25 protein-coding genes are annotated in these 22194 nt (G+C 66.4%); 13 read left to right on the forward strand and 12 right to left on the reverse strand.

The window, feature by feature from the left end; translation table 11 throughout:
• Window positions 1–27: 27 nt before the first annotated feature.
• The 3 genes from ACQ3HB_RS07830 (at window position 28) to ACQ3HB_RS07840 (ending at window position 2694) form a co-directional block, all read left to right on the forward strand.
• Entirely contained in the window at window positions 28–1092 is a 1065-nt protein-coding gene (locus tag ACQ3HB_RS07830; RefSeq protein ID WP_430919283.1) for a FecCD family ABC transporter permease, read from the forward strand.
• Window positions 1089–2117, forward strand: a complete 1029-nt coding sequence (locus tag ACQ3HB_RS07835) for a FecCD family ABC transporter permease (RefSeq protein ID WP_430919284.1) — start codon at window positions 1089–1091, stop codon at window positions 2115–2117. The genes ACQ3HB_RS07830 and ACQ3HB_RS07835 overlap by 4 nt, the downstream gene beginning before the upstream one ends.
• Window positions 2118–2250: 133 nt before the next feature.
• Window positions 2251–2694, forward strand: a complete 444-nt coding sequence (locus ACQ3HB_RS07840; protein ID WP_430919286.1) for an SRPBCC family protein — start codon at window positions 2251–2253, stop codon at window positions 2692–2694.
• A 51-nt stretch (window positions 2695–2745) separates the two neighbouring features.
• Here ACQ3HB_RS07840 and ACQ3HB_RS07845 read toward each other — a convergent pair whose 3' ends face one another.
• Entirely contained in the window at window positions 2746–3201 is a 456-nt protein-coding gene (locus tag ACQ3HB_RS07845; protein ID WP_430919288.1) for a hypothetical protein, read from the reverse strand.
• An 87-nt stretch (window positions 3202–3288) separates the two neighbouring features.
• Window positions 3289–3684, reverse strand: coding sequence for a MerR family transcriptional regulator (locus ACQ3HB_RS07850; RefSeq protein ID WP_430919289.1), 396 nt, complete (start codon window positions 3682–3684; stop codon window positions 3289–3291).
• 133 nt (window positions 3685–3817) lie between these two features.
• On the opposite strand from ACQ3HB_RS07850, the gene ACQ3HB_RS07855 reads away from it, so the two are divergent.
• Window positions 3818–5092: an MFS transporter gene (locus tag ACQ3HB_RS07855; protein ID WP_430919291.1), complete on the forward strand. Its 1275-nt coding sequence runs from the start codon at window positions 3818–3820 to the stop codon at window positions 5090–5092.
• Window positions 5093–5118: 26 nt separating this feature from the next.
• On the opposite strand, the gene ACQ3HB_RS07860 is transcribed toward ACQ3HB_RS07855, so the two are convergent.
• Window positions 5119–5322, reverse strand: coding sequence for a hypothetical protein (locus ACQ3HB_RS07860; RefSeq protein WP_430919293.1), 204 nt, complete (start codon window positions 5320–5322; stop codon window positions 5119–5121).
• Between the two features lie 22 nt (window positions 5323–5344).
• Here ACQ3HB_RS07860 and ACQ3HB_RS07865 point away from each other — a divergent pair, with 22 nt between their 5' ends.
• Window positions 5345–6562 (forward strand): hypothetical protein, encoded by a 1218-nt coding sequence (locus ACQ3HB_RS07865; RefSeq protein ID WP_430919294.1) that lies wholly within the window; start codon window positions 5345–5347, stop codon window positions 6560–6562.
• Window positions 6563–6772: 210 nt separating this feature from the next.
• Window positions 6773–7126 carry a DUF1801 domain-containing protein gene (locus ACQ3HB_RS07870; protein WP_430919296.1) on the forward strand — a complete coding sequence of 118 codons (354 nt, stop codon included), beginning with the start codon at window positions 6773–6775 and terminating at the stop codon, window positions 7124–7126.
• A gap of 154 nt (window positions 7127–7280) precedes the next feature.
• Here the strand turns inward: ACQ3HB_RS07870 and ACQ3HB_RS07875 are convergent, their stop codons facing one another.
• The 5 genes from ACQ3HB_RS07875 to trpD all read right to left on the reverse strand — a co-directional run bounded on the left by ACQ3HB_RS07875 (window position 7281) and on the right by trpD (window position 11334).
• Complete coding sequence (locus tag ACQ3HB_RS07875) at window positions 7281–7592, reverse strand: hypothetical protein (RefSeq protein ID WP_430919298.1); 312 nt, start codon at window positions 7590–7592, stop codon at window positions 7281–7283.
• Between the two features lie 114 nt (window positions 7593–7706).
• Entirely contained in the window at window positions 7707–8414 is a 708-nt protein-coding gene (gene dhaM / locus ACQ3HB_RS07880) for a dihydroxyacetone kinase phosphoryl donor subunit DhaM (RefSeq protein ID WP_430919300.1), read from the reverse strand.
• Window positions 8411–9076, reverse strand: a complete 666-nt coding sequence (gene dhaL / locus ACQ3HB_RS07885; protein WP_430919302.1) for a dihydroxyacetone kinase subunit DhaL — start codon at window positions 9074–9076, stop codon at window positions 8411–8413. The genes dhaM and dhaL overlap by 4 nt, the downstream gene beginning before the upstream one ends.
• A 5-nt stretch (window positions 9077–9081) precedes the next feature.
• The gene (gene dhaK / locus ACQ3HB_RS07890) at window positions 9082–10083 is read right to left on the reverse strand and encodes a dihydroxyacetone kinase subunit DhaK (RefSeq protein ID WP_430919304.1); all 1002 of its coding nucleotides are present in this window, start codon (window positions 10081–10083) and stop codon (window positions 9082–9084) included.
• Between the two features lie 189 nt (window positions 10084–10272).
• The gene (gene trpD, locus ACQ3HB_RS07895; protein ID WP_430919306.1) at window positions 10273–11334 is read right to left on the reverse strand and encodes an anthranilate phosphoribosyltransferase; all 1062 of its coding nucleotides are present in this window, start codon (window positions 11332–11334) and stop codon (window positions 10273–10275) included.
• A 209-nt stretch (window positions 11335–11543) separates the two neighbouring features.
• On the opposite strand from trpD, the gene ctaE reads away from it, so the two are divergent.
• The 7 genes from ctaE (at window position 11544) to ACQ3HB_RS07930 (ending at window position 18418) form a co-directional block, all read left to right on the forward strand.
• Window positions 11544–12212, forward strand: coding sequence for an aa3-type cytochrome oxidase subunit III (ctaE, locus tag ACQ3HB_RS07900; RefSeq protein WP_430919308.1), 669 nt, complete (start codon window positions 11544–11546; stop codon window positions 12210–12212).
• Window positions 12213–12231: 19 nt separating this feature from the next.
• Window positions 12232–13038 carry a cytochrome bc1 complex diheme cytochrome c subunit gene (gene qcrC / locus ACQ3HB_RS07905; protein WP_430919310.1) on the forward strand — a complete coding sequence of 269 codons (807 nt, stop codon included), beginning with the start codon at window positions 12232–12234 and terminating at the stop codon, window positions 13036–13038.
• A 39-nt stretch (window positions 13039–13077) separates the two neighbouring features.
• Complete coding sequence (gene qcrA, locus ACQ3HB_RS07910; RefSeq protein ID WP_430919311.1) at window positions 13078–14148, forward strand: cytochrome bc1 complex Rieske iron-sulfur subunit; 1071 nt, start codon at window positions 13078–13080, stop codon at window positions 14146–14148.
• The gene (qcrB, locus tag ACQ3HB_RS07915; RefSeq protein WP_430919313.1) at window positions 14145–15782 is read left to right on the forward strand and encodes a cytochrome bc1 complex cytochrome b subunit; all 1638 of its coding nucleotides are present in this window, start codon (window positions 14145–14147) and stop codon (window positions 15780–15782) included. The genes qcrA and qcrB overlap by 4 nt, the downstream gene beginning before the upstream one ends.
• 110 nt (window positions 15783–15892) lie before the next feature.
• On the forward strand, window positions 15893–16468 hold the full coding sequence (locus tag ACQ3HB_RS07920) for a P-loop NTPase family protein (RefSeq protein ID WP_430919315.1): 576 nt from the start codon (window positions 15893–15895) through the stop codon (window positions 16466–16468).
• Between the two features lie 91 nt (window positions 16469–16559).
• Window positions 16560–17258, forward strand: a complete 699-nt coding sequence (locus ACQ3HB_RS07925) for a TetR/AcrR family transcriptional regulator (RefSeq protein WP_430919316.1) — start codon at window positions 16560–16562, stop codon at window positions 17256–17258.
• Window positions 17255–18418, forward strand: a complete 1164-nt coding sequence (locus ACQ3HB_RS07930) for an FAD-dependent monooxygenase (protein WP_430919318.1) — start codon at window positions 17255–17257, stop codon at window positions 18416–18418. The genes ACQ3HB_RS07925 and ACQ3HB_RS07930 overlap by 4 nt, the downstream gene beginning before the upstream one ends.
• 82 nt (window positions 18419–18500) lie before the next feature.
• Here ACQ3HB_RS07930 and ACQ3HB_RS07935 read toward each other — a convergent pair whose 3' ends face one another.
• From ACQ3HB_RS07935 to ctaC, 4 genes are read right to left on the reverse strand one after another with little or no spacing between them, the layout of a single operon-like run.
• Window positions 18501–18953: a GNAT family N-acetyltransferase gene (locus ACQ3HB_RS07935; RefSeq protein WP_430919320.1), complete on the reverse strand. Its 453-nt coding sequence runs from the start codon at window positions 18951–18953 to the stop codon at window positions 18501–18503.
• Window positions 18953–19375, reverse strand: coding sequence for a cytochrome c oxidase subunit 4 (locus ACQ3HB_RS07940; protein ID WP_430919321.1), 423 nt, complete (start codon window positions 19373–19375; stop codon window positions 18953–18955). The genes ACQ3HB_RS07935 and ACQ3HB_RS07940 overlap by 1 nt, the downstream gene beginning before the upstream one ends.
• A 3-nt stretch (window positions 19376–19378) precedes the next feature.
• Entirely contained in the window at window positions 19379–21106 is a 1728-nt protein-coding gene (ctaD, locus tag ACQ3HB_RS07945) for an aa3-type cytochrome oxidase subunit I (protein WP_430919323.1), read from the reverse strand.
• Window positions 21103–22005 carry an aa3-type cytochrome oxidase subunit II gene (ctaC, locus tag ACQ3HB_RS07950; protein ID WP_430919325.1) on the reverse strand — a complete coding sequence of 301 codons (903 nt, stop codon included), beginning with the start codon at window positions 22003–22005 and terminating at the stop codon, window positions 21103–21105. Before ctaC ends, ctaD begins: the two co-directional genes overlap by 4 nt.
• Between the last annotated feature and the right edge of the window lie 189 nt (window positions 22006–22194).

Below are 22194 nucleotides of genomic sequence, written 5' to 3' on the forward strand. Positions count from 1 at the left end.
GGCATGAAGTAAGGGTATCCTCATTCAGTGGCCGTTCTCACGCAGCACCCGAAGGCACGGCAGGACCAGCCACCGCTGCGCCCGCACCTCACGACGTTCCCGATCGTTCTGATAGTGCTCCTCCTGGCCCTCGTCGCGGCCTCAGCCGCGAGCCTGCTGATCGGCGCTCGGCCCATCCCGTTCGAGACCGCGATTCGCGCCGTGTTCGCACCGGACGAGGCGCTCCGCGCAACGGCCGACTACGGCATCGTCGTCCAACAGCGACTCCCCCGGATGCTCCTCGCCCTGGTCGTCGGCGCAGCCCTCGGACTCGCCGGCCTTCTCATGCAGACGACCACCCGTAATGCCCTCGCGGACCCTGGAATCCTCGGCGTCAACGCAGGAGCGGCGCTGGCGATCGCCGTCTCTGTGGGTTTCCTCGGAATCACGTCGCCCCTCGGGTTCGTGTGGAGCGGTCTGCTGGGGGCAGGGATCGCATCGACCGTCGTGTACCTCTTCGGAGCGGGCCGAGGGCGACGATCCGATCCGCTCACGATGACGTTGGCCGGGGTCGCCCTCACTGCGGTCCTCAGCGGCGTCACAGCGATCATCGGGCAGTTGCAGCCACAAGCATTCGATCAGCTCCGTTCGTGGAACGCAGGCTCCTTGCAGGGACGCGGCTTCGATGTCCTCGTCGCGGTGCTGCCGTTCATCGCCGTCGGCGTCGTGATCGCGGCAGTCGGCAACCGTTCGATGTCGCTGCTCTCCCTGGGCGATGACGTCGCTGTCGGCTTGGGAGTGCACCTCGGACGAGTCCGCATCGGATCGCTCCTGGCGGTGATGCTCCTGTGCGGTGCGGCGACGACCGCTGCCGGTCCGATCGGTTTCATCGGTCTGATGGTGCCGCACGCCGCTCGTCGACTGGCCGGGTCGACCAGGCCCTGGCCGCTCTTCGTGTGCTGCGGCGTCTTGGGTGCGCTCCTCCTCGTCGTCGCGGACCTCCTCGGTCGCGTCCTGTACTCGGGCGAACTGCCGGCAGGGGTCGTCACGGCCTTCGTCGGCGCTCCGGTCCTCGTGCTCCTGGCACGGTCGCGGAAGCTGCGCGAGCTGTGAGCCTGACGCGAGAGCCCACTGTCCGACGATCGATCACCAGGCACCGCAGGCGACGCGAGATCGTCGTCGTGCTCGGCCTCATCACGGTGATCGTGGCGATCGCCACGTTCGCGCTGCTCACGGGTCCGTTCGCAGCGGATCCACGTGCCGTCCTCGCCGCACTGTTCGGCGGGGGCGACAGCGCCACCCGGACCGTCGTCCTGACCCTCCGACTCCCGAGGATCGTGGCGGCCGTTGCATTCGGCGCCGGTCTCGCAGTCAGCGGAGCGCTGTTCCAATCGCTCACCCGCAACCCGCTGGGCAGCCCTGACGTCGTCGGCTTCACCTCCGGCGCGTACACGGGAGCCCTCGTCGCCATCGTGGTCGTCGGAGGAGGCGTCGGTGCAACGCTCATCGGGTCCGTCCTCGGAGGAGTGCTCGCGGCAGTGCTCGTGGCCGGTCTCGCCGCCGGAGGCCACGGAGGCCGAACCAGACTCATCGTCGTCGGCATCGGGATCGGTGCGATGTTCACCGCCGCCAACCATTGGCTCATCCTCACCGCGGACCTGGATACAGCACTCGCCGCAGCGGTCTGGGGCGCCGGTTCGCTCAACGGCCTCACCTGGGCGCAAGTGGTGCCGACGGCTACGATCGTCGCCGTCCTCATCGTCATCGCAGCGCTCGGAGCGAATCGGATGCGACTGCTGGAGATGGGCGACGATCTCGCGATCGCGCTCGGCGTGAGGGTGGGGCGCACGAAGCTCATGATCGTGGCCGTCGGCATCGCGCTGACCGCTGCCGTCACCGCGGTCGCCGGTCCGATCGCGTTCATCGCGCTCGTCGCACCGCATCTGACGAAACGACTGCTCCCGGACCGCACTCCTCTCGTGACGACCGCTCTCATGGGGTCGGTCCTGCTCCTCGCGAGCGACACCGTCGCAACACGGCTCTTCTCCCCCGTGCAACTGCCCGCCGGAATGATCACGATCTGTCTCGGTGGCGCGTACCTGCTCTGGCTGCTGGGCCGCCAGGCGCGTCAGCGCTGAACGTCGCTCACGTGACTCACCGGTTCGGCGTTCCCTCCCTGGCAGCCGACACCGAGGTCCGGTAGGTTCGAGCTGGCCGCAAGCGAGAACGCGCCCAGCGGCCCTCAGATCTTCGACACGACGGAGCACACTCATGACTGACGGCCTCAGCATCACCCGTACCTTCGCAGCACCGCCCGAGCTCGTTTACGCGGCGTGGACGACGCCGGATCAGTTCTCGGTCTGGTTCGGGACGGACGCCGTCGACGTGCCGCTCGACACCGTGTCGATGGACGTCCGCGTCGGAGGCGAATGGCGGGCGGACATGCACCTGCCGGACGGGCACGTGATCCACTGGCTCGGCGAGTACACCGCAGTGGACGAACCCGGTTTCCTCGCTTTCACCATGACGGACGACCCCGCACGCCCTTCCCGTGAGCCGGTGACCGTTGCGATCACCGCCGTCGCGGACGGCGCGGAGATGACGCTGACGCAGAACGGCGGCAATCTCACGCCCGAGCAGTACGAGCAGACGGTCATCGGCTACAACGGCTTCTTCGACGTGCTGGAGCGCGTGCTCGCCGAGCAGCAGGCCTAGAGGCGGGCTTCCGCAGGCGGCGTCACGGGCTCCTGAGCCAGTGCGCTGTGGTCAACGTACGCGCTTGGCAGTGACTCCCGCTCGCACGAGCAGCACTCCGGAGATCAGGAACAGTGCTCCAAGCATCGTCAGACCGACGAACTGCAGGGGACTCACGAAATCCGCTCCCCAGGTCAGCATCGAGTGCAGGTTGATCACGATGCCGAACGCACAGTAGGCGGCCGCGATGAAGCTCATCGTCGGAAATTCGGTCATCCGCCACCACGCACGGGGCGCGACGAGGTCCTCGCTGTCGCCGCGGAAATCGCGGGTGACGAGCCAGAGCAGTCCCGTCTCGACCACCACGGTGATGCCGGTCGCGTCGAGCGCCGTCCGGTCGTCGAGCGCCGCCGTGATCAACCACGGCGTGAGCAGGAGGATTCCGACCACGATGAGCGCCTTGTGCAGGTACCTCGTGACGCGCTTCGGCGCCATCGAACCGACACTTGTCGCCACCGTCATCGCCATCCCCCGATCGTTCGCCCGTCCCAACCTCGCACAGAAGGCCGACGAAAGCGAGAGGGCTTCGACAGTGAGAGACCGACAGAGAGTCGGTCAGGCGCGCAACGACTCCGCGGGAACCGAGTCGGCGGCGATCGCACCGGTCCGCAGCACATACTCGTCGATCGCGTCGCGGCTCGCCTGCAGGCAGGTCAACTTCGCGTCCAAGCGTGCACGATGGGCGAGCAACCGTGTCACGATCTCGGGAGCGGGAACGACCTGGTAGATCGTGTCGTCGCCATCGAAGCACGGCAGGATGTCGTGGATGAGCGAGAGCGGCATCCCCGCGCTCAACAGTCCACGAATGCGTTGGACCTTCAGCACGAGATGCTCGCCGTAGTCGCGATACCCATTGGGGCCGCGTTCGGGTCGCAGGAGACCCTGCTCCTCGTAGTATCGCAACAGGCGAGGTGTACTGCCGGTCAGCGCAGCGAGCTCTCCGATGCGCATGTGCACGTCCTCTCCAAATGCGATTGAGATCGTTCTGTGTGCGACCCCTCGACAACAGCCGAGTGCCCTCCGGAGATATTCCCGACACGCCGATTTGACCCTGACACTAGTGGCAGGGAACGACACTCGATGCATGCCCACCGAACACAGCCTCGCCGCCGGCGATCGCACTTCCAGCTCGCGCCCCAGCCCCAGTTCCAGTTCCAGCCCCAGCCCCAGCCCCAGCTCACCCTCCCCACGACTCCGCCGATCACCCGTCCCGACCGCGCTCCTCCTCTCGGCGGTCGGCTTCATCACGCTCCTCACGGAGGTCCTGCCCGCCGGAGTCCTGCCCGCGATGGCTCGAGACCTCGGAGTCTCAGAGTCCCTCGCCGGGCAGAGCGTCGCCGTCTTCGCGCTCGGCTGCATCGCGGCGGCGATCCCGCTCACCCGCGCGACGGCCCGCCTGGATCGACGGACGCTCGTCCTCCTCGCGATCACGGTCTCGATGCTCGCGAACCTCGGAACCGCACTCGCTCCGGAGATCTGGACGCACCTCCTCACCCGCTTCGTCGCCGGCCTCGTGGCGGGTCTCGTCTGGGCGATGCTCCCCGGCTACACGCGAGGCTTCACCGACCCTGGCCGTTTCGGTTCGACGCTCGGCATCGTGCTGTCCGGTGCGACCCTCGGCTTCGCCGTCGGAGTGCCCGTCGGCACGATCCTGAGCGACCAGATCGGCTGGCGCGGCGTCTATGCCGCCATTTCGGCCGGGACGCTTCTGCTCGGACTCGTCGCACTGCTGATCGCCCCACGGGTGGCCGGTGTTCGGGCCTCGAACGGCTCCGGGATCCGCACGGCCCTCGCGAAGCGCTCCGTGCTGGTCGTGCTTGCCGCTGTAGCCGCTTCCGTGAGCGCTCAGAACGTCGCGTACACGTATCTCGCACCCGTCCTGACGGGGCGCTCTCCTGCCGTTGCACTGAGTGTCGTGCTGGGTGCGTTCGGGGTCGCATCCGTCGTCGGCACCCTTGGAGCCGGCCGACTCGCCAACCGGCGCCTGGGCGCGTCGGTCATCACGGCGCTCGCGATCGGGGCGACCGGGCTCACTGCGGCCTCGTTCGCGGCGGCGCCATGGCTGCTCGTGCTCGCCGCGGCAGCGTGGGGGCTCGCCTTCGGTGCATACTCCGTGCTGTTCCAGGTCGCCGTCGCCCGGGTCGGGGGCGCAGCAGCGGACGCGGCCCAGTCCGCGCTCGTCACCGTGTGGAACTGCTCGATCGCCCTCGGAGGCGCAGCAGGAGGAATCATCCTCGCGAGCTGGGGGCCGACACTGCTGCTGCCGACCGCCGCCGCACTCACCGTGATCGCGATCCCCCTCGCCGTGTCCATCGCGAGCAGCATCCGCGCAAACGGCCCAGTCTCTCTGGAGCGATGACCGCAGCCGGACGCGATCGCGTCAGCTCAGTCGACCGGGAATGCACGGACCACGTCGAAGGAGAGCACCTCACCGAGCGCAGCGATGAGCGCCTTCCGCAATGAGGTGCCGTGCTTCCACTCCTCGGTGGCGATGTCGTCCGTCCGACCCCACCGGTCGACGACCACGAGGCACCCACACGGACGAACACCGAGGAGGACGACAGAGGGCGAACCCTCCCGGATCAACACGATCTGACGCTAGCCTGAGGCAATGCCTGGGGAACCGATGCCGTCCGCCACCGATCGACGCACGAGCGATGCCGGAGGCGTGACGTTCCGTCCCCAACTCGGCGCGCAGATCGCGAGCCTGATCCCGGGCGTGCTGCTCACGGGTTTCGTTGCGTTCCCCCTCTCTCGTTTCATCCTGGCGCGACTCCCGCGCATCGATCCGGACGTCCCGTCGGCGCTGTTCATCGGCATCTGGGCCATCGGACTCCTGTTCGTCACGTTCTGGGTGTTCTGGGTGCAGAACCGCTCCGTGCGGGTCACGGACTCCCGGGTCCAGGTCCGACGTCCGGGTCGAACGGTGCACGACTGGCAGCGCTCGACGACGCGATTCACACCGCACATCGTTCGCAGGACCATGAACGGCCTGCCGAACGGTTCCGATCGCAGCATCCTGGTCGATACGACGGACGGACGGACCGAACTCAAGCTGACCGCGTTCAGCCGGAGGTCGTACTCGGCACTCGTCGCCGCGATCGAAGCCATCGACACCTCGAGCACTGCAGCCGGGAGCATGGACGACCAGAACACCCAGAACACCCAGAACACTCACACCGCCGACACCGCTGAGACACCGAACACCGATGGCACGAGCCCGACCATGACCCCACCGACCTACCAGATGGTCGGGAGCGGACGCTCTGATGGGCCGGGACATCCCACACGAGACCATGCAGCGTTCGCGCGCACACCGTTCAGCTCGGCGGCGTTCACGACGACCGCTCGCCGCGTACGCAGCCGAGCCTGGGCCAATGTGGCAGTCGTCGGCGCCGCCTGGCTGGCGCTCAGCGCAGTGTTCGCGTACGTGCCGGGGCTTCGCGGGGACGTCACGGCGATGCTTGCCTACGGAGGCATCAGCGCCGCCGCGATCGGTCTCGCTATCGCCCTGGGCGTCCCTGCGGTCACCGCGGGACGAGGCGTACCGGACAGCATCACGGTCACAGGGACCTCCATCACCCTCGATCGGGACACCGTCGGGTTCCATGACCTCGCCTCGATCCTGGTCACGCCGCCGGGATCCCTCACCGCCCGCACCGTCACGACGGTCGACCACCGAGGGCGTCGGAGGACCATCGACTTCGGTTGGGCGGGAGCCAGAGCCTGGGCCAAACGCGATGCATTCCCCGACTACCCGGCGTTCGTCGACGCGATCCTCGCCGCGACGGCCAGTCGCCCAGGGCTCACGTCCCTCGACCTCCACTGAGCCGCGCCGCCGGCTCGCCTCGCCGACACGTCGCTGAGGCGTCGCTGAGGCGTCACCGAGACATCACCGGGCATCACCGATCACCGCATCGGACCCCGGCGCTCCTGATTGACCGTGGCCGCACCGATTGCTAGCGTGAGCGCAGTCCGCACCACGGACCCGCGGACGAGCACCACCGCAGACAGAACCGCAGACAGAAGGGCCTCACCCATGGCCGCGACCACGATCGCCGAGTACAACCTCACCGTCGCCGAACCGCTGCAGGAAGTGGCGAAGACGCTCGCCGCGGTCCTCGAAACCGCCCTCGGAGACATCGAGGGGACGGTATGGCACGGTCACCCGGTGTGGCTCGACGACAAGACGCCGATCGCCGGATTCAAGGCCTACGCGAACTACATCACCTTCATGATCTGGCGCGGTCAGGACCTGCTCGACGCACAGGGCGAGCTGGAGCCGGCGGGCTCACAGCGGATGGGCACGCTCAAGGTCGAGTCGGTCGAGCAGATCGACGAAGCCAAGCTTGCTGTCCTCCTGCGTGAGGCTTTGGCGCTCGAGCGCGCCTGAGCGCAGGCGCCCAAGCCATCGGATACGACATCCGCTTACTGACAGAACCCCCGCCGAAAAGCCAACTCAGCAGGGACTCCCATTGCGGATGATGCATCCACTTCGCATCGCGAAGCGGCGGCTGGAGATTCCGCTGCGTCGTCACCGACGCGGGCTACTGCGCGTCGGGATCTTCGTTCACGAGCGCCATTCCGAACTCGTTCACCGGCACGGATGAGCGGTTGGGATCCGGCAGTCGATCAGTCACCGGGCAGTACATGTAATGGTCGTGCGTTGAACTCCTGTCGAAGGCGTGCTCGCTGAGCGCGTGCCCGCACACGGTGCACAGTCGACCCGCGTCCGCCTCATCTGCGCCGTGCGGCACGGGAATCGGCGACCCCGCCACCGTTTCACGGCCCTCGTCAGTCCCGCCGGAGAACTGCGCAGAGCGCTCGTCCCCACCCCGCATCGTCGCGTTCGTGTCCATGTGCGGCATCGTACGCTCGCCGTGCCCGAATTGCACGCATTCCCTGCACTGCGCACGTTCGGTGCTCCGCGCGCGTACCCTGCACTGCCAGCCGATACGACGACCGGCACGCGCTCAGAGCTCTCCGAACCCGCTTGTGATGAGTGCGGTCAGCGCGTCGACTGCTGCGGCAGCGTCGGGCCCGTCCGCGGTGAGCGAGACGTCCGCGCCCTTCGTGAGACCCAGCGCCATGATGCCGAGGAGGCTCTTCGCGTCCTTGCCGTTGACGGTGACCTTGGCGCCGAAGGTACTCGCGAGTTTGACGAACTCCGCAGCTGGACGCGCGTGCAGCCCATCTTTGTTGAGCAGCGTCACGGTCGCCGTCACGATGCCGTCGTCTCCGGTCGGAGCGCCGGCCGGCGCGTCCGGCGCCGCCACGGCGGAATCCGCATCGGCATCACCGACGACGTTGGCAGATCGCGCTGCAGCGACGACGTCATCGAGCGACGAACCGGTCTGCGCTGCGACCGAGGCCGCGACACCGCCTTCGACGAGCGGAGCATCGACGATGCGGACACGAGCCCGCTGCTCGTCCTCGAGGAAGTCGAGCGCCGTCTCCGCTGTCAGGATGGCGGAGCCGAGGTCGCAGAGCACGACGACACCCTCCCCGTCGTCGACCGCAGCGATGCCGTCTGAAACGCGCTGGAAGCTCGTCCCGATCCCGTCGTCGTCGGTGCCGCCCGCGGCGAAGAGCTTCGCGTCCGGCGCCATCTGACGGGCCAGGTCGACGAGACCTTCGGCGATCTTGGGGCTGTGGGAGACGAAGACGATCCCGACGCTCATGCGTCAGCCCCGGTCGAGGCGCCCGCGGATGCCGCTGCGGCATCGGCAGCCGCACGCAGCAGGTAGGCGCTCGACTGCGCACCCGGATCCCGATGCCCGATCGCCCGTTCGCCGAGGTAGCTCGCGCGCCCCTTGCGGGCGACGAGCGGCTCCGTCGCAACGGCACCGGCCTGAGCCGCATCCGCCGCGGCGTTCAGGACCGCGACCACATCGGCGCCGGCGTCGAGCGATTCCTGTGCCGCTTCGACCGCAGGCGTCCAGGCGTCGATCATCGTCTTGTCGTCCCGCTCGGCCTTGCCTCGCAGCACCACGCCGTCGCGCGCAGCGGTGAGCACCGTCACGATGCCGGCGGCGTCGAGCTCGGTCGCCGTCCCCGCAGCGATGGCGCCCTTGAGGAACGCGGTGCCGAGGAGAGGGCCGCTCGCGCCGCCGACCGTCGAGATGAGGGTCGTCGCCGCGAGCTTCAGGACGTCGCCCGGGGTCGCATCGGCGTCGAGGTCGTCGAGCTTCGGCAGGATCGCCGAGAAGCCACGATCGAGGTTCTCGCCGTGGTCACCGTCGCCGATGTCCCGATCGAGGGTGATCAGTTCGACCCGATGCTCCGCGACGACCGCCGCGCTCCTGCGCATCCAGTCGACGGCCCAAGCGCCATCCAGCCCCATGCGTCCTACCTTCCCCAGCGGAGAGCGGCCGTCTGCACGGGCGCATCCCACAATTCGGTCAATTCGTCGTCGAGCTTGAGGAGCGTGATCGACACGCCCTGCATCTCGAGGCTCGTGGTGTAGTTGCCGACGAGCGATCGGGAGACCTCGACGCCCTTCGCGGCCAAGACCTCTGCGGCGTGCTTGAACACGATGAAGAGCTCCACCTGGGGTGTTCCACCCATGCCGTTGACGAGCAGCAGCGTCTTCTCGCCGCTCTCGTAGGGCAGGTCCTCGAGGATCGCGTCGAGGAGCCGATCCACGATCGCATCGGCCGGCTCGAGCTTGATGCGCTCACGGCCGGGCTCGCCGTGGATGCCGATGCCAATCTCGATCTCGTCGTCGGCGAGCGTGAAGCTGGGCTCGCCGGCGTGCGGAACGACGCAGGGGGTGAGTGCGACGCCCATCGTGCGGGTGAGACCGTTGACCTTCTCGGCGATTGCAGCGACCTCGTCGAGGCTCGCGCCCGCCTGGGCCTTCGCGCCGGCGATCTTCTCGACGAGCACGGTTCCCGCGACGCCACGACGACCGGCGGTGTAGAGCGAGTCCTTGACGGCGACGTCGTCGTTCGTCACGACGGCGCGCACCTCGATGCCCTCGGCGAGGGCGAGGTCGGCTGCCGTCTCGAAGTTGAGGACGTCTCCTGTGTAGTTCTTGACGATGTGGAGCACACCGGCGCCGCCGTCGACGGCCTTCGTGGCGGCGAGGATGGGGTCGGGCGTCGGTGAGGTGAAGACCGGACCGGGAACGGCTGCGTCGAGCATGCCGTAGCCGACGAATCCGCCGTGGAGGGGCTCGTGTCCGCTGCCGCCACCGCTCACGATGCCGACCTTGCCTGCGAACGGAGCATCCTTGCGGACGATGTAGATCGGATCGAGCGAGACATCGACGATGTCGGCGTGCGCAGCGCCGAAGCCTGCCACCGCCTCGTCGACGACGTGCTTCGGATCGTTGATGAGCTTCTTCATTGAATCCTCCTGGACGTTCGGTTCGGGACAGCCGATCCGGGGGTCGGCACCGACTCTCAACCTACGCCAGTGCGCCCCTGGACGTAAGGGGTCCGGAGGCCCGGGCGAGTCACCTCAGACAGCTTGCACATTCGTGCAGAACCGGTCGCTCCGACGTCGAGAGCTTGCCCAGAGCCAGCGCTCCGAATGTCAGGAGGCGACGCGGTTCGAGGCCTCGACCCACGCGTCGAGCTTCGCCGTCGCCGCACCGGAGTCGATCGTGGTCCTGGCGACGTCGATCGCAGCCGCGAACCGCTCGAGAATCGGTTCCTGCGATCGGGACGGATCGTCGTACAGCTCGAACGAGACGATGCCGGCGGCCGCGTTCAGGAGCACGATGTCGCGCACCGGCCCGGTCTCCCCCGCCAGGACGGCACGAGCGACCTGCGCGTTGTGCGCAGCATCGCCGCCGAGGAGGTCGTCGATGTTGGCGCGAGCGAACCCGAGGTCCCGCGGGTCGAGGTCGTGTTCGGTCACCGCACCGCGACTGACCTCCCACAGGTGGCTGTGACCGGTCGTCGTGAGCTCGTCGAGGCCATCGTCGCCACGGAACACGAACGCCGTCGCACCACGCGTCTGGAACACCCCGACGAAGAGCGGGATGCGATCGGCGTTCGCCACACCCACGGCGGACGCTTCCGGACGAGCCGGGTTGCAGAGCGGCCCGAGGATGTTGAACACCGTCGGAACGCCGAGCTCGCTGCGGACGGGACCGGCGTGCCCGAAGCCCGGGTGGAAGGCGGCAGCGAACGCGAAGGTGATGCCGGTCTCGGCGAGCACGTCTGCGACGCGGTCCGTCGGGAGCTCGAGGTTCACGCCGAGCGCTTTGAGCACGTCGGAGGAGCCGGAGGACGAACTCGCCGCCTTGTTGCCGTGCTTGATGACGGGGATGCCCGACGCGGCAGCGACGACCGACGCCATCGTCGACACGTTGACCGTACCGAAGCGGTCACCGCCCGTCCCGACGATGTCGAGGGCGCGCGAGGGAGCGACGAGGGGCATCGCGTGCTCGAGGATCGCATCGCGGAACCCGACGATCTCGTCGACCGTCTCGCCCTTCTGGCGGAGGGCGATGAGGAATCCGGCCAATTGTGCATCGGTCGCGCTGCCCGTCATGACCTGCTCCATGGCCCAGGTGGACTCGGAGACGCTCAGGTCTTTTCCGTCGAGCAGATCGCCGATGAGTGAGGGCCAGGAGAAGAGAGCAGGCATGAGTGCGATCCTACAAGGGACTGAACAGGGGACTCGCCGGTCCCCCGAGAGTCTCCGCCCGCCCGCACGCTTGTCACTCAGTCGTCACGTCCTCGCTGGGACGGAGCCGTGAGCCTCGTGAAGTCACGGGATTCGGCCAGCAACAGTTCGGTATTTCACCAGGAAATTAGGTTAACCTAACCCGGTCCACCTTCGGCCGAGCCCCCGAAATGCGAAAAACCGCTCCGTCTTTCGGCCATAATGGATGGGTGACGAGCACCTCAATCAACCTTGCGCCGAGTGCGCCCCGGATCAACCGACCGAACCCGGTCGCAGTTGGAACGATCGTCTGGCTGGGCAGCGAGGTCATGTTCTTCGCCGGCCTGTTCGCGATCTACTTCACGCTGCGATCGATGGCCCCCGAATTGTGGGCCGCGGAAACCAGTCGGCTGAACGTTCCCTTCTCGACGGTGAACACGATCATCCTCGTGTCGTCGTCGTTCACGTGCCAGTTCGGCGTCTTCGCCGCTGAGCGCATGCAGCCCAGGATGACCGGATGGAGCCCGCGCAAGTGGGGCATGGTCGAGTGGTTCTTCCTCACCTACGCCCTCGGCGCTGTCTTCGTCGCCGGCCAGATCTTCGAGTACGCGACGCTCGTGAGCGAGGGCATCTCCCTCAGCTCCAACGCCTACGGCTCGGCCTTCTACCTGACAACGGGCTTCCACGGCCTCCACGTGACGGGCGGCCTCATCGCCTTCCTCCTCGTGATCGGTCGCGCCTACGCCGTCAAGAAGTTCGGCCACAAGGAGGCCACGAGCGCCATCGTCGTGTCCTACTACTGGCACTTCGTCGACGTCGTGTGGATCGGCCTCTACTTCGTCATCTACGTCCTGAAATAACCACGGAATGACTGACTCCATGCAGAAGCACACCAAGAAGGCCCGCAAGAGCGGTCGCCGGAGCCCCTTCGCCACGGCAGCGCTGCTCGCCATCGGCCTGCTCGTCACGGGCGGCGCCTACGCCGCATTCAGTGTCAGCACCGCCAGTGCGTCCACGGCTCCCGCAGCGCACACCCAAGCGACGATCGAAGAAGGCCAGAAGCTCTTCAGCGCCAACTGCGCAACGTGCCACGGTCTCGACATGCAGGGCACCACCGCCGGCCCGAGCCTCCTCGGCGTCGGTGCGGCGGCGGTCGACTTCCAGGTCGGCACCGGTCGCATGCCCCTCCAGAACCAGGGTCCTCAGGCCCCCGAGAAGCCCGTCCAGTTCACGGACGAGCAGATCTCGGCCCTCGCCGCGTACGTCGCATCGGTCGCCCCCGGCCCCGCCATCCCCGACGAGAAGTACCTCGACGGCCAGGGTGACGCAGCCAACGGCGCTCAGCTCTTCCGCATCAACTGCGCCATGTGCCACAACGTCGCAGCCGCCGGTGGAGCACTGACGGAAGGCAAGTACGCACCGTCGCTCGTCGGCGTCAGCGCAGCACACATCTACGAGGCCATGATCACCGGCCCGCAGAACATGCCCGTCTTCAACGACATGAACCTCAGCCCCGAGGACAAGCGCGACGTCATCACGGCGCTCAAGTTCATGGAGAACAACCCGTCGCCAGGCGGCAACGACCTCGGCTCGCTCGGCCCGGTTTCCGAAGGACTCTTCCTCTGGATCTTCGGCCTCGGCACGATCGTCGCCCTCACCGTCTGGATCACCGCGAAGTCCAACTGACCGACGCGACACGACTTTTTACACGTACGAAGGAGCACAATGGCTAAGGACGACACGAGCGGCACTGAGATCGCCGCCGACTCGTCTGCCCATGGGCAAGAGCTGCAGGTCTCGGCCGGCACGGCAGTAATCGCACGCGATGCGATCGCCGATCCCGGTCTGCCGCCGCACCGCAAGCGCGTCACCGACCTCGACCCGAAGAAGGACAAGCGGGCCGAACGGTTCGTCTACACGCTCTTCTACCTGTCGATCGTCGGAAGCGTCTGGGCGATCGCCGCTTACATGGCATTCCCCATCGAATCCGAGGACCTCGGTTCGGTTCGGCTGAACAACCTCTTCATCGGTCTCGGCATGGCACTCGCCCTGCTCGCGATCGGCATCGGCGCCGTCCACTGGGGCAAGGCGCTCATGGCGGACCACGAGGGCGTCGACCAGCGTCACCCCACGCGTGGTTCCGATGAGACCCGCGCACGCGCCGTCGAGATCTTCAGCGAAGCGAACGAGGAGTCCGGCTTCGGACGCCGCTCGCTCATCCGCAACAGCCTCATCGGCGCACTCGTCGCCTTCCCGCTCCCCGGCGTCGTCCTGTTCCGCGGTCTCGCACCGCAGGACGAGGACCCGGTCGAGCTCCTCAGCCACACCATGTGGGAAAAGGGAACCCGTCTGGCTCGCGACCCCTCCGGTGCGCCCATCAAGGCCTCGGACGTCACGCTCGGCAGCGCGTTCCACGTGATCCCTGAGAACCTGCACGAAGCAGAGCACGTCCTGAACGAGAAGGCGAAAGCGATCGTCCTCCTCATGCGCCTGAAGCCGGAAGACCTCATCGAGTCTCCCGAGAAGAAGGACTGGTCGTACGACGGCATCGTCGCGTACTCCAAGGTCTGCACCCACGTCGGTTGCCCCGTCGCCCTGTACGAGCAGCAGACGCACCACCTGCTGTGCCCGTGCCACCAGTCGCAGTTCGACGTCACCAACCACTGCGCCGTCATCTTCGGACCCGCTGCTCGGCCGCTCCCCCAGCTGCCGATCTCGGTCGACGACGAAGGCTACCTCGTCGCACAGAGCGACTTCCATGAACCTGTCGGCCCGAGCTTCTGGGAGCGTCATTGAGTACCACAACAGCACCACGCGCTCCTGAGCAGGCGTCCGGCGCCCCTCAGGCCAAGAAGTCCGGCGGCTTCACCGCCGCCGCGGCGAACTACATCGACGAACGCACCGTCATCTCGGTCGCCGTCAAGGAGTTCGGTCGGAAGATCTTCCCGGACCACTGGTCCTTCCTCCTCGGCGAGGTCGCGCTCTACAGCTTCGTCATCATCCTGCTGTCCGGCTCGTTCCTCACGTTCTTCTTCCAGGCGTCGATGGCCGAAGTTCACTACGACGGCTCGTTCATCCCGCTGAAGAACATCGAGATGTCCGCCGCCATGGCGTCGACCCTCGACATCTCCTTCGACATCCGCGGTGGCCTCTTGATGCGTCAGGTCCACCACTGGGCCGCACTGCTCTTCGTGGCCTCCATCGGCCTGCACATGCTCCGCATCTTCTTCACGGGCGCATTCCGCAAGCCGCGCGAGCTCAACTGGGTCATCGGTTTCGTCCTCTTCATCCTCGCGATGGCTGAAGGCTTCACCGGCTACTCCCTCCCCGACGACCTGCTCTCGGGCAACGGCCTCCGTATCATCGACGGCATGGTCAAGGGCATCCCGCTCGTCGGAACCTGGATCTCCTTCCTCCTCTTCGGCGGCGAGTTCCCGGGAACGGACATCGTCGGACGACTGTATTCGCTCCACATCCTCCTGCTCCCCGCGCTCGTGCTGCTCTTCATCGCGCTGCACCTGACGTTCGTCGTCGTGCACAAGCACACGCAGTACCCGGGCGCTGGCCGCACCGAGCAGAACGTGGTCGGCTACCCCGTCCTCCCCGTGTACGCGGCCAAGGCCGGCGGCTTCTTCTTCATCGTCTTCGGTGTCGTGATGCTGATCGCCTCGCTGTTCACGATCAACCCGATCTGGAACTACGGACCGTACGACCCCTCACCGGTGTCGGCAGGTACCCAGCCGGACTGGTACATCGGCTTCGCCGACGGTGCGCTCCGACTCATCCCGCCGCACCTCGAGTTCGTCCTGTGGGACCGCACGTGGTCGTTCAACATCCTGATCCCGCTCATCGGACTCGGCCTGTTCATCGTCACAGTGCTCATCTACCCGTTCATCGAGGCCTGGATCACCGGAGACAAGCGCGAACACCACGTGCTCGACCGTCCGCGCAACGCCCCGACCCGTACGGCGATCGGTGCAGCCGGTGTCACGTTCTACGCAGGCCTCTGGGCCGCAGCCTCGTCGGACATCATCGCGACGCACTTCAAGGTCAGCATGGAAGGCGTCATCCACGTCCTCCAGGCCGTCGTCATCATCGGACCGTTCATCGCCTACTTCATCGCGAAGCGCACCTGCATCGGCCTACAGAAGAAGGATCGCGAGATCCTTCTCCACGGCTACGAGTCCGGTCGCATCGTCCGCCTCCCCGGCGGCGAGTACATCGAGGTCCACGAGCCCGTCGACGAGTACGAGCGCTGGCGCCTCGCGAGCTATCGCGACTACGCACCGCTCATGATCCGTCCGAACGCTCAGGGCAAGATCACCGGTGGACAGCGGGTCCGTGCAGCTCTCTCCCGGTGGTTCTTCGAGGATCGGATCGCTCCGGTCACCTCGACGGACATCGAGAAGGCGCACGGCGACCACCACTAATCGCTCGATTCACGCGCACCACGGCAGGCCCTTTGGAACTTCGGTTCCGGAGGGCCTGTCCCGTTCCCAGAGGTGCTTGCACTCCCCCGGGCGACTCGTAGACTGGCTCGATGCCGGAACGGAACGCAACCGAGACGTCGGCGATGGTCGAGCTCATCCGAACCTCCCAGCGGATCCTCGTCGCGGGCTCGTCCGGTTCCGGGAAGAGCGCCCTCGCAGCGGCCCTGGCAGCGCACCTCGACCGCCCGTACGTCGAACTCGACTCGCTGTTCCACGGAGCAGGCTGGATCCCCAGAAAGACGTTCGTAGATGACGTCGACCACTTCACGAGCCGCGCCTCCTGGATCACGGAGTGGCAGTACACGGACGTCCGTGAGCTCCTCGTTGATCGTGCGGATCTAATGCTCTCGCTCGAATTTCGGAAGCCGTTGGTCATGCGTCGGCTGATTTCGAGAACACTCCGTCGCCGCATCCTTCACCAGGAGCTCTGGAACGGCAATCAGGAGCCGCCTCTGCACACGATCTTCAGTGATCGCGACCACATCATCCGATGGGGATGGCGCACCCAAGCGGCGGCACCGTCACGTGTGACCGCGGCGATTGAACGAGCGCCGGGCCTCATCGTTGCGCGCTTCGTCCACCCTCGCCAGCTCACGGCCGTGCTGGAGACGCTTCGGACCCAGTGACCGGCAGTCCACGTCCGTACGTGACGAATGCAACAAACCTGGATTGCCACAATTCTTTGGGTCTCCCAAAGTATCGTGTTACGCTCCCACCATGGCACGTGAAACAGGTCTGCGGGACCGCAAGAAAGCACAGACACGGCATCGGCTCGCCGACGTCGCGGCACGTCTGTTCGCCGAGCACGGCTACGACGCTGTGTCCGTCGTGGACGTGGCGCGCGCGGCCGACGTCTCCGATCAGACCGTCTACAACTACTTCACCGCGAAGCAGGACCTCGTCCTCGACCGCGCCGATGAGATCAGAGAACTCTACGGCAGGGTCGTGCACGAGCGGGCCGCCGGCTCCTCCCCCGCCACAGCGCTGCGGCAGCTCGTCGCCGACGACATCGCTCGCTACCGGCAGGCGGATCCGACGATCGCGCGCGGCGAGTTCCCGGCGCAGTGCCTCGAGAGTCCGACGCTCCGGCGATTCGCGCTCGAGACGCGCGAGCTCCAGGTGCTCGCCATCACCGAGGCGATCCTCACGAGCATCCCCGAGCTGCACCCTCTGAGCGTCAAGGCACACGCCGCTGCGCTGATCTCCGTCATCCAGACCATCACGGATCTGATCGGCGAGAGCATGCTCGCGAACGGCCCGACGGATGGCGCAGCAGCGGCCATGTCCCGCGATGCCGACATCGCGTTCGACGAACTGGATCGCGCCTTCACCTCGCTCGTCACAGCCACAGCAGCAGCAGCAGCAGCGCAGACAGTGACGGCGCCAACAGATGCGGCACAGACGGCGACAACATGAACAACACGAGCACTCACCCCGCCCGCGTCCTCATCTCCGGTGCCAGCATCGCGGGACCCGCTCTGGCCTTCTGGCTGCATCGCTACGGCTTCGAGGTCACCGTCGTGGAGAAGGCCCGCACGGTCCGCCCCGGCGGTCAGGCCGTCGACTTCAAGGGACCCATCCACCGGACAGTCCTCCAACGGATGGGCATCCTCGAGGCAGTCGAGCAGGCGAGCGTCGTGGAGGGCGATGGCCTCATCGTGGATTCGCACGGGCGGAAGATCGGCACCGTCCCCGGTGCGTTCTCCGGCGGCGAGATCAACATCCCCCGCGGCGATCTCGCCCGGATGCTGACCGAGCGGACCCTCGCAGACTGCGAGTACCGCTTCGACGACTCCATCGTGTCGCTCACCGACACGGGAGACGGTGTCGACGTCACCTTCGCTCACGCGGAACCGGCGACCTTCGACCTCGTCATCGGGGCGGACGGCATCCACTCGAACGTCCGCTCGCTCGCCTTCGGACCGGAAGCGGACTACGTCAGGCACCTCGGCCACTCCTATGCGCTCGCGGGGCTCGATGCCGGTGACGACGACGTCATGTACAACGAGCCGGGGCGCATGGCCGCGCTCGGAGGATCGAAGGCTCCGGCGTTCTTCGTGTTCGCCTCTCAACCGGACTCCGACGCACGGGACGATGTCGACGCCCAGAAACGACAGGTGACCGCCGCCTACGCGAACGGTGGCTGGCGGCTCGACGAACTCATGCAGCAGATCCCCGCCGTCCGGGAGTTCCACATGGACTCGATCAGCCGAGTCACGATGGACCGCTACACGAGCGGCCGAGTGGCGCTCGTGGGCGACTCCGCGTACGGCAACGCACTCGGCGGTTTCGGCACCGGGCTCGCGATCGTCGGGGCGTACGTCCTCGCCGGAGAGCTGCACCGCGCGGGAGGCGACCACACGGTCGCGTTCCGTCGGTACGAGGACGTCTTCCGGCGGTACGCCTCCGTGTCTCAGAAGGTCAACGCGGGTCGCCTGCTCGCGCCAGCCACACGCTTCGGCATCCGGGTCCGCAACCTCATGTTCTCGGCACTGACACTCGCTTCGCCCCTCATGCGGCTCGTCGACCGACCGGCCACGAACATCCGGCTCGAAGACTACTCACGCCCCGTCTAGGAGGCCACAACGAGCGAAGGCCCCGTCCGGATACCGGATGGGGCCTTCGACATGACGGTCGCTCGGCGACCGCACAGCAGCTCTATCCGAGCGGCAGGATCTTCTTGTAGAACTCCGCGGTGACCGCGTAGCCGAGGCGACGGTAGAAATCACCGGCACGAGCAGTCGACATCGTCAGCTGACGTGCACCGCGTTCGACGGCGTACTGCTCGTTGGCCTCCACGAGGGCGGATCCGATGCCGCGGCCGCGGGCGCCCTCGTCGACGACGAGCTCCTGCAGGTGGGCCGTGAGGCCCGCAGCGTGGAGCAGACGGGACACGGACATGAGGGTGTAGCCCACGACCGCTTCCGACGCATCGACGGCGACGTACAACACGTTCGTCTCGTCTTCACGAGGACGCATGACGTTGTTGTACGCGGTGACGAAGTCGTCTGCCGCCGGTGGGATCGAGCCGGTGATGAGCTGACCAGCCAGTGCGAAGACGGCTGAGGAGTCCTCGGGACGACCCCGGCGGATGCTGAACGAGTCCGTCATTACCGTGCGTGGTATCCGCGGTAGTACTCGTAGGTCCAACCCACGACGGCGATCACGACGAGCGGGACGGCGATGAACGCGATCCAGAACCCGACGGCGAGGCCGAGGATGAGGAGACCTGCGGATGCAGCCATGATGATGGGCCACCAGCTCCACGGGCTGAAGTGCCCGATCTCCGGGTCGCCGTCATCGATGTTCGCCGTGACGGTGTCCTCGGGCAGTTCGCCGCCCTGGCTCTTGTGCACCCGGTTGAGGTAGAAGCCGAGGAACGCGCTCAGGATGGCCGAGAGGGCCAGCGTGACCGTTCCGACCCACTCCACCTTGCCGTGGTTCGGGTCGATGAGCGACCAGAACGTGTACAGCGCGGCGAGGAAGGCGCAGAAGACGGTCAGGAGAGCGAAGAGGATGATATTCGCGCGCATGCGCTACTTCACCTGTCCTTCTGCGAGATCGAGGGTTGGGGCGTCGGGAGCGTCTTTCGCGGGGCCGACTCCCACCGGAACGCCGACCTCGGGGTGGTGCAGGTCGAACGCCGGGCGCTCCGAACGGATGCGCGGGATGGTCACGAAGTTGTGACGCGGCGGGGGCGAGCTGGTCGCCCACTCGAGCGATCCGCCGTAGCCCCACGGGTCGTCCTCGGTCACACGCGGCGCCTTCCGGGCCGTGATGTAGACGTTGAGGAAGAACGGCAGGAGCGAGACGGCGAGGATGAACGATCCGACCGTGGACAGCTGGTTCATCCACGTGAAGCCGTCTTCAGGCGAGTACGTCGCGTAGCGTCGCGGGAAGCCGATGACGCCCAGCCAGTGCTGAATGAGGAACGTGGTGTGGAAGCCGATGAAGAGCAACCAGAAGTGCCAGTAGCCGAGCTTCTCGTTGAGCATCTTGCCCGTCCACTTCGGCCACCAGAAGTAGAAGCCGGCGAACATCGCGAACACGACGGTGCCGAAGACGACGTAGTGGAAGTGCGCGACGACGAAGTACGAGTCGGACACGTGGAAGTCGAGCGGGGGCGAAGCGAGGATGACACCGGTCAGACCACCGAAGACGAAGGTGATCAGGAAGCCGATCGACCAGAGCATGGGGGTCTCGAACGTGACTGAACCACGCCACATGGTGCCGAGCCAGTTGAAGATCTTCACACCCGTCGGCACTGCGATGAGCATCGTCATGAGCGCGAAGAACGGCAGCAGGACGGATCCGGTGACGTACATGTGGTGGGCCCACACCGTGACGGAGAGCGCAGCGATCGCGATCGTCGCGTAGATGAGGGTCTTGTACCCGAAGATCGGTTTGCGGCTGAAGACCGGGAAGATCTCGGACACGATGCCGAAGAACGGCAGGGCGATGATGTAGACCTCTGGGTGGCCGAAGAACCAGAAGAGGTGCTGCCACAGGATCACGCCGCCGTTTTCAGCGTCGTAGATGTGGGCGCCGAAGACGCGGTCCGCACCGAGTGCGAAGAGCGCCGCTGCGAGGACCGGGAAGGCCATGAGCACGAGGAGCGAGGTCACGAGGGTGTTCCACGTGAAGATCGGCATGCGGAACATGGTCATGCCGGGGGCGCGCATCGTGATGATCGTGGTGATGAAGTTGACACCACCGAGGATCGTGCCGAAACCGCTCAGTGCGAGGCCGAGGACCCAGAGGTTGCCACCGAGCCCTGGCGAGAAGGTCGTACTCGACAAGGGCGAGTAGGCGAACCAACCGAACGCTGCAGCACCCTGCGGGGTGAGGAAGCCACCGACGGCGATGAGGCTGCCGAAGACGTAGAGCCAGAAGGCGAATGCGTTCAGTCGCGGGAAGGCGACGTCGGGGGCGCCGATCTGCAGCGGCATGAGGGCGTTGGCGAAGCCTGCGAAGAGCGGCGTCGCGAACATGAGGAGCATGATCGTGCCGTGCATCGTGAAGAGCTGGTTGTACTGCTCTTTGGTCTCGATGATCGTTCCGCCGGGCTCGAAGAGCTGTGCGCGGATGATGAGCGCCATCACTCCGCCGAGGCAGAAGAAGACGAACGACGCGATCAGGTACATGTACCCGATGGTCTTGTGGTCCGTGGAGGTGATCCACTTGACCAGGACATTGCCCTTGCGCTCGACCGTGCTGCGCCCGATGACGCTTGCCTGGCCGGCGGGAAGCGTGGTGGTGGTCATTCCCCTGCTCCGTGCTCTTCAAGACCTGCCGGGGCCTTGGTGCCCGGGAGGTTGGTGTTTCGGTCGTAATCGGTGCCGTAGTTGCCGATGTTCCCCGAGTCTGCGAGCTTCTTCAGGTGTGCGTCGTACTCGGCCTGCGAGACGACCTTCACGTTGAAGAGCATGAGCGAGTGGTACTCGCCGCACAGCTCGGCGCACTTGCCGGCATACGTTCCTTCACGCTCAGGCGTGAAGGACATGTAGTTGATCTTTCCGGGGAACATGTCCTTCTTGTACAAGAAGTCGATGACCCAGAAGGAGTGGATGACGTCGCGCGACTGGAGCGCGATCTTCACCGTCTTGCCGACGGGGAGGTACAGGGTGGGGAGCTGGTCCTGGTCGATGACGCCGCCAGGTCCTTCCTGAGCCTGGACGCCGGCGGACCAGACGTCTTCGCCCTCGACGGACTTGTCGTAGACGAAGTCCCAAGCCCACTGCTTCGCGAACACGGAGATCGCGACGTCGGGGTCCTTGTACTGCGTCTCGATGGCCGCCTGATCGCGTGCCGTGAAGGCGAAGAAGCCCAGCACGAGGATGAGGGGCACGACCGTGTAGAAGATCTCGATCGGCATGTTGTAGCGGAGCTGCACGGGGAGGCCGGTCTGGCCCTTCCGGCGGCGGTACACGATGACGGCCCAGATGATGAGCCCCCACGTGATCACACCGACTGCAAGGAGGACGAGCCACGCCGTGACCCACAGACCGGCGATGCGGTCGGTGTGGTTCGTGACGGGTGATTCACCCTCAATGAAGCCCGGCAGATAGCCGTGCAGTTCTGCCTGCGTGCAACCCGCCAGGACTATGGCGAGTGTGGCGGCCAACGGAATGGCTGCCAAGCGGAGACGACGATTCGAGCGCACCTACGAGACCTTTCGAATACACAGCTGTGGTTCGTCGACAAGTCTAGTGGTCATGGTCGCCGCCCGCCGGACCATTCCGGGCCGTGGCGGCCGCTGCTGCACGAAAACCGCCGCTGTCGTGCACGAAAAAAGCGAGGGGGAACCGCCCGATGTCGGGCGATTCCCCCTCGCTGGAGCGAGTCGGCTCAC

This window comes from Plantibacter lichenum (assembly GCF_050587525.1).
Taxonomy (GTDB): Bacteria; Actinomycetota; Actinomycetes; order Actinomycetales; family Microbacteriaceae; genus Plantibacter.

Excerpts from the sequence above, each read along its gene's own strand:
- ACQ3HB_RS07840 (WP_430919286.1), top strand. The coding sequence starts at position 2,251 with ATGACTGACGGCCTCAGCATCACCCGTACCTTCGCAGCACCGCCCGAG.
- ACQ3HB_RS07845 (WP_430919288.1), bottom strand. The coding sequence starts at position 3,201 with ATGGCGATGACGGTGGCGACAAGTGTCGGTTCGATGGCGCCGAAGCGC.
- ACQ3HB_RS07850 (WP_430919289.1), bottom strand. The coding sequence starts at position 3,684 with ATGCGCATCGGAGAGCTCGCTGCGCTGACCGGCAGTACACCTCGCCTG.
- ACQ3HB_RS07855 (WP_430919291.1), top strand. The coding sequence starts at position 3,818 with ATGCCCACCGAACACAGCCTCGCCGCCGGCGATCGCACTTCCAGCTCG.
- ACQ3HB_RS07865 (WP_430919294.1), top strand. The coding sequence starts at position 5,345 with ATGCCTGGGGAACCGATGCCGTCCGCCACCGATCGACGCACGAGCGAT.
- ACQ3HB_RS07870 (WP_430919296.1), top strand. The coding sequence starts at position 6,773 with ATGGCCGCGACCACGATCGCCGAGTACAACCTCACCGTCGCCGAACCG.
- ACQ3HB_RS07875 (WP_430919298.1), bottom strand. The coding sequence starts at position 7,592 with ATGGACACGAACGCGACGATGCGGGGTGGGGACGAGCGCTCTGCGCAG.
- dhaM (WP_430919300.1), bottom strand. The coding sequence starts at position 8,414 with ATGAGCGTCGGGATCGTCTTCGTCTCCCACAGCCCCAAGATCGCCGAA.
- dhaL (WP_430919302.1), bottom strand. The coding sequence starts at position 9,076 with ATGGGGCTGGATGGCGCTTGGGCCGTCGACTGGATGCGCAGGAGCGCG.
- dhaK (WP_430919304.1), bottom strand. The coding sequence starts at position 10,083 with ATGAAGAAGCTCATCAACGATCCGAAGCACGTCGTCGACGAGGCGGTG.
- trpD (WP_430919306.1), bottom strand. The coding sequence starts at position 11,334 with ATGCCTGCTCTCTTCTCCTGGCCCTCACTCATCGGCGATCTGCTCGAC.
- ctaE (WP_430919308.1), top strand. The coding sequence starts at position 11,544 with ATGCGAAAAACCGCTCCGTCTTTCGGCCATAATGGATGGGTGACGAGC.
- qcrC (WP_430919310.1), top strand. The coding sequence starts at position 12,232 with ATGCAGAAGCACACCAAGAAGGCCCGCAAGAGCGGTCGCCGGAGCCCC.
- qcrA (WP_430919311.1), top strand. The coding sequence starts at position 13,078 with ATGGCTAAGGACGACACGAGCGGCACTGAGATCGCCGCCGACTCGTCT.
- ACQ3HB_RS07920 (WP_430919315.1), top strand. The coding sequence starts at position 15,893 with ATGCCGGAACGGAACGCAACCGAGACGTCGGCGATGGTCGAGCTCATC.
- ACQ3HB_RS07925 (WP_430919316.1), top strand. The coding sequence starts at position 16,560 with ATGGCACGTGAAACAGGTCTGCGGGACCGCAAGAAAGCACAGACACGG.
- ACQ3HB_RS07930 (WP_430919318.1), top strand. The coding sequence starts at position 17,255 with ATGAACAACACGAGCACTCACCCCGCCCGCGTCCTCATCTCCGGTGCC.
- ACQ3HB_RS07935 (WP_430919320.1), bottom strand. The coding sequence starts at position 18,953 with ATGACGGACTCGTTCAGCATCCGCCGGGGTCGTCCCGAGGACTCCTCA.
- ACQ3HB_RS07940 (WP_430919321.1), bottom strand. The coding sequence starts at position 19,375 with ATGCGCGCGAATATCATCCTCTTCGCTCTCCTGACCGTCTTCTGCGCC.
- ctaD (WP_430919323.1), bottom strand. The coding sequence starts at position 21,106 with ATGACCACCACCACGCTTCCCGCCGGCCAGGCAAGCGTCATCGGGCGC.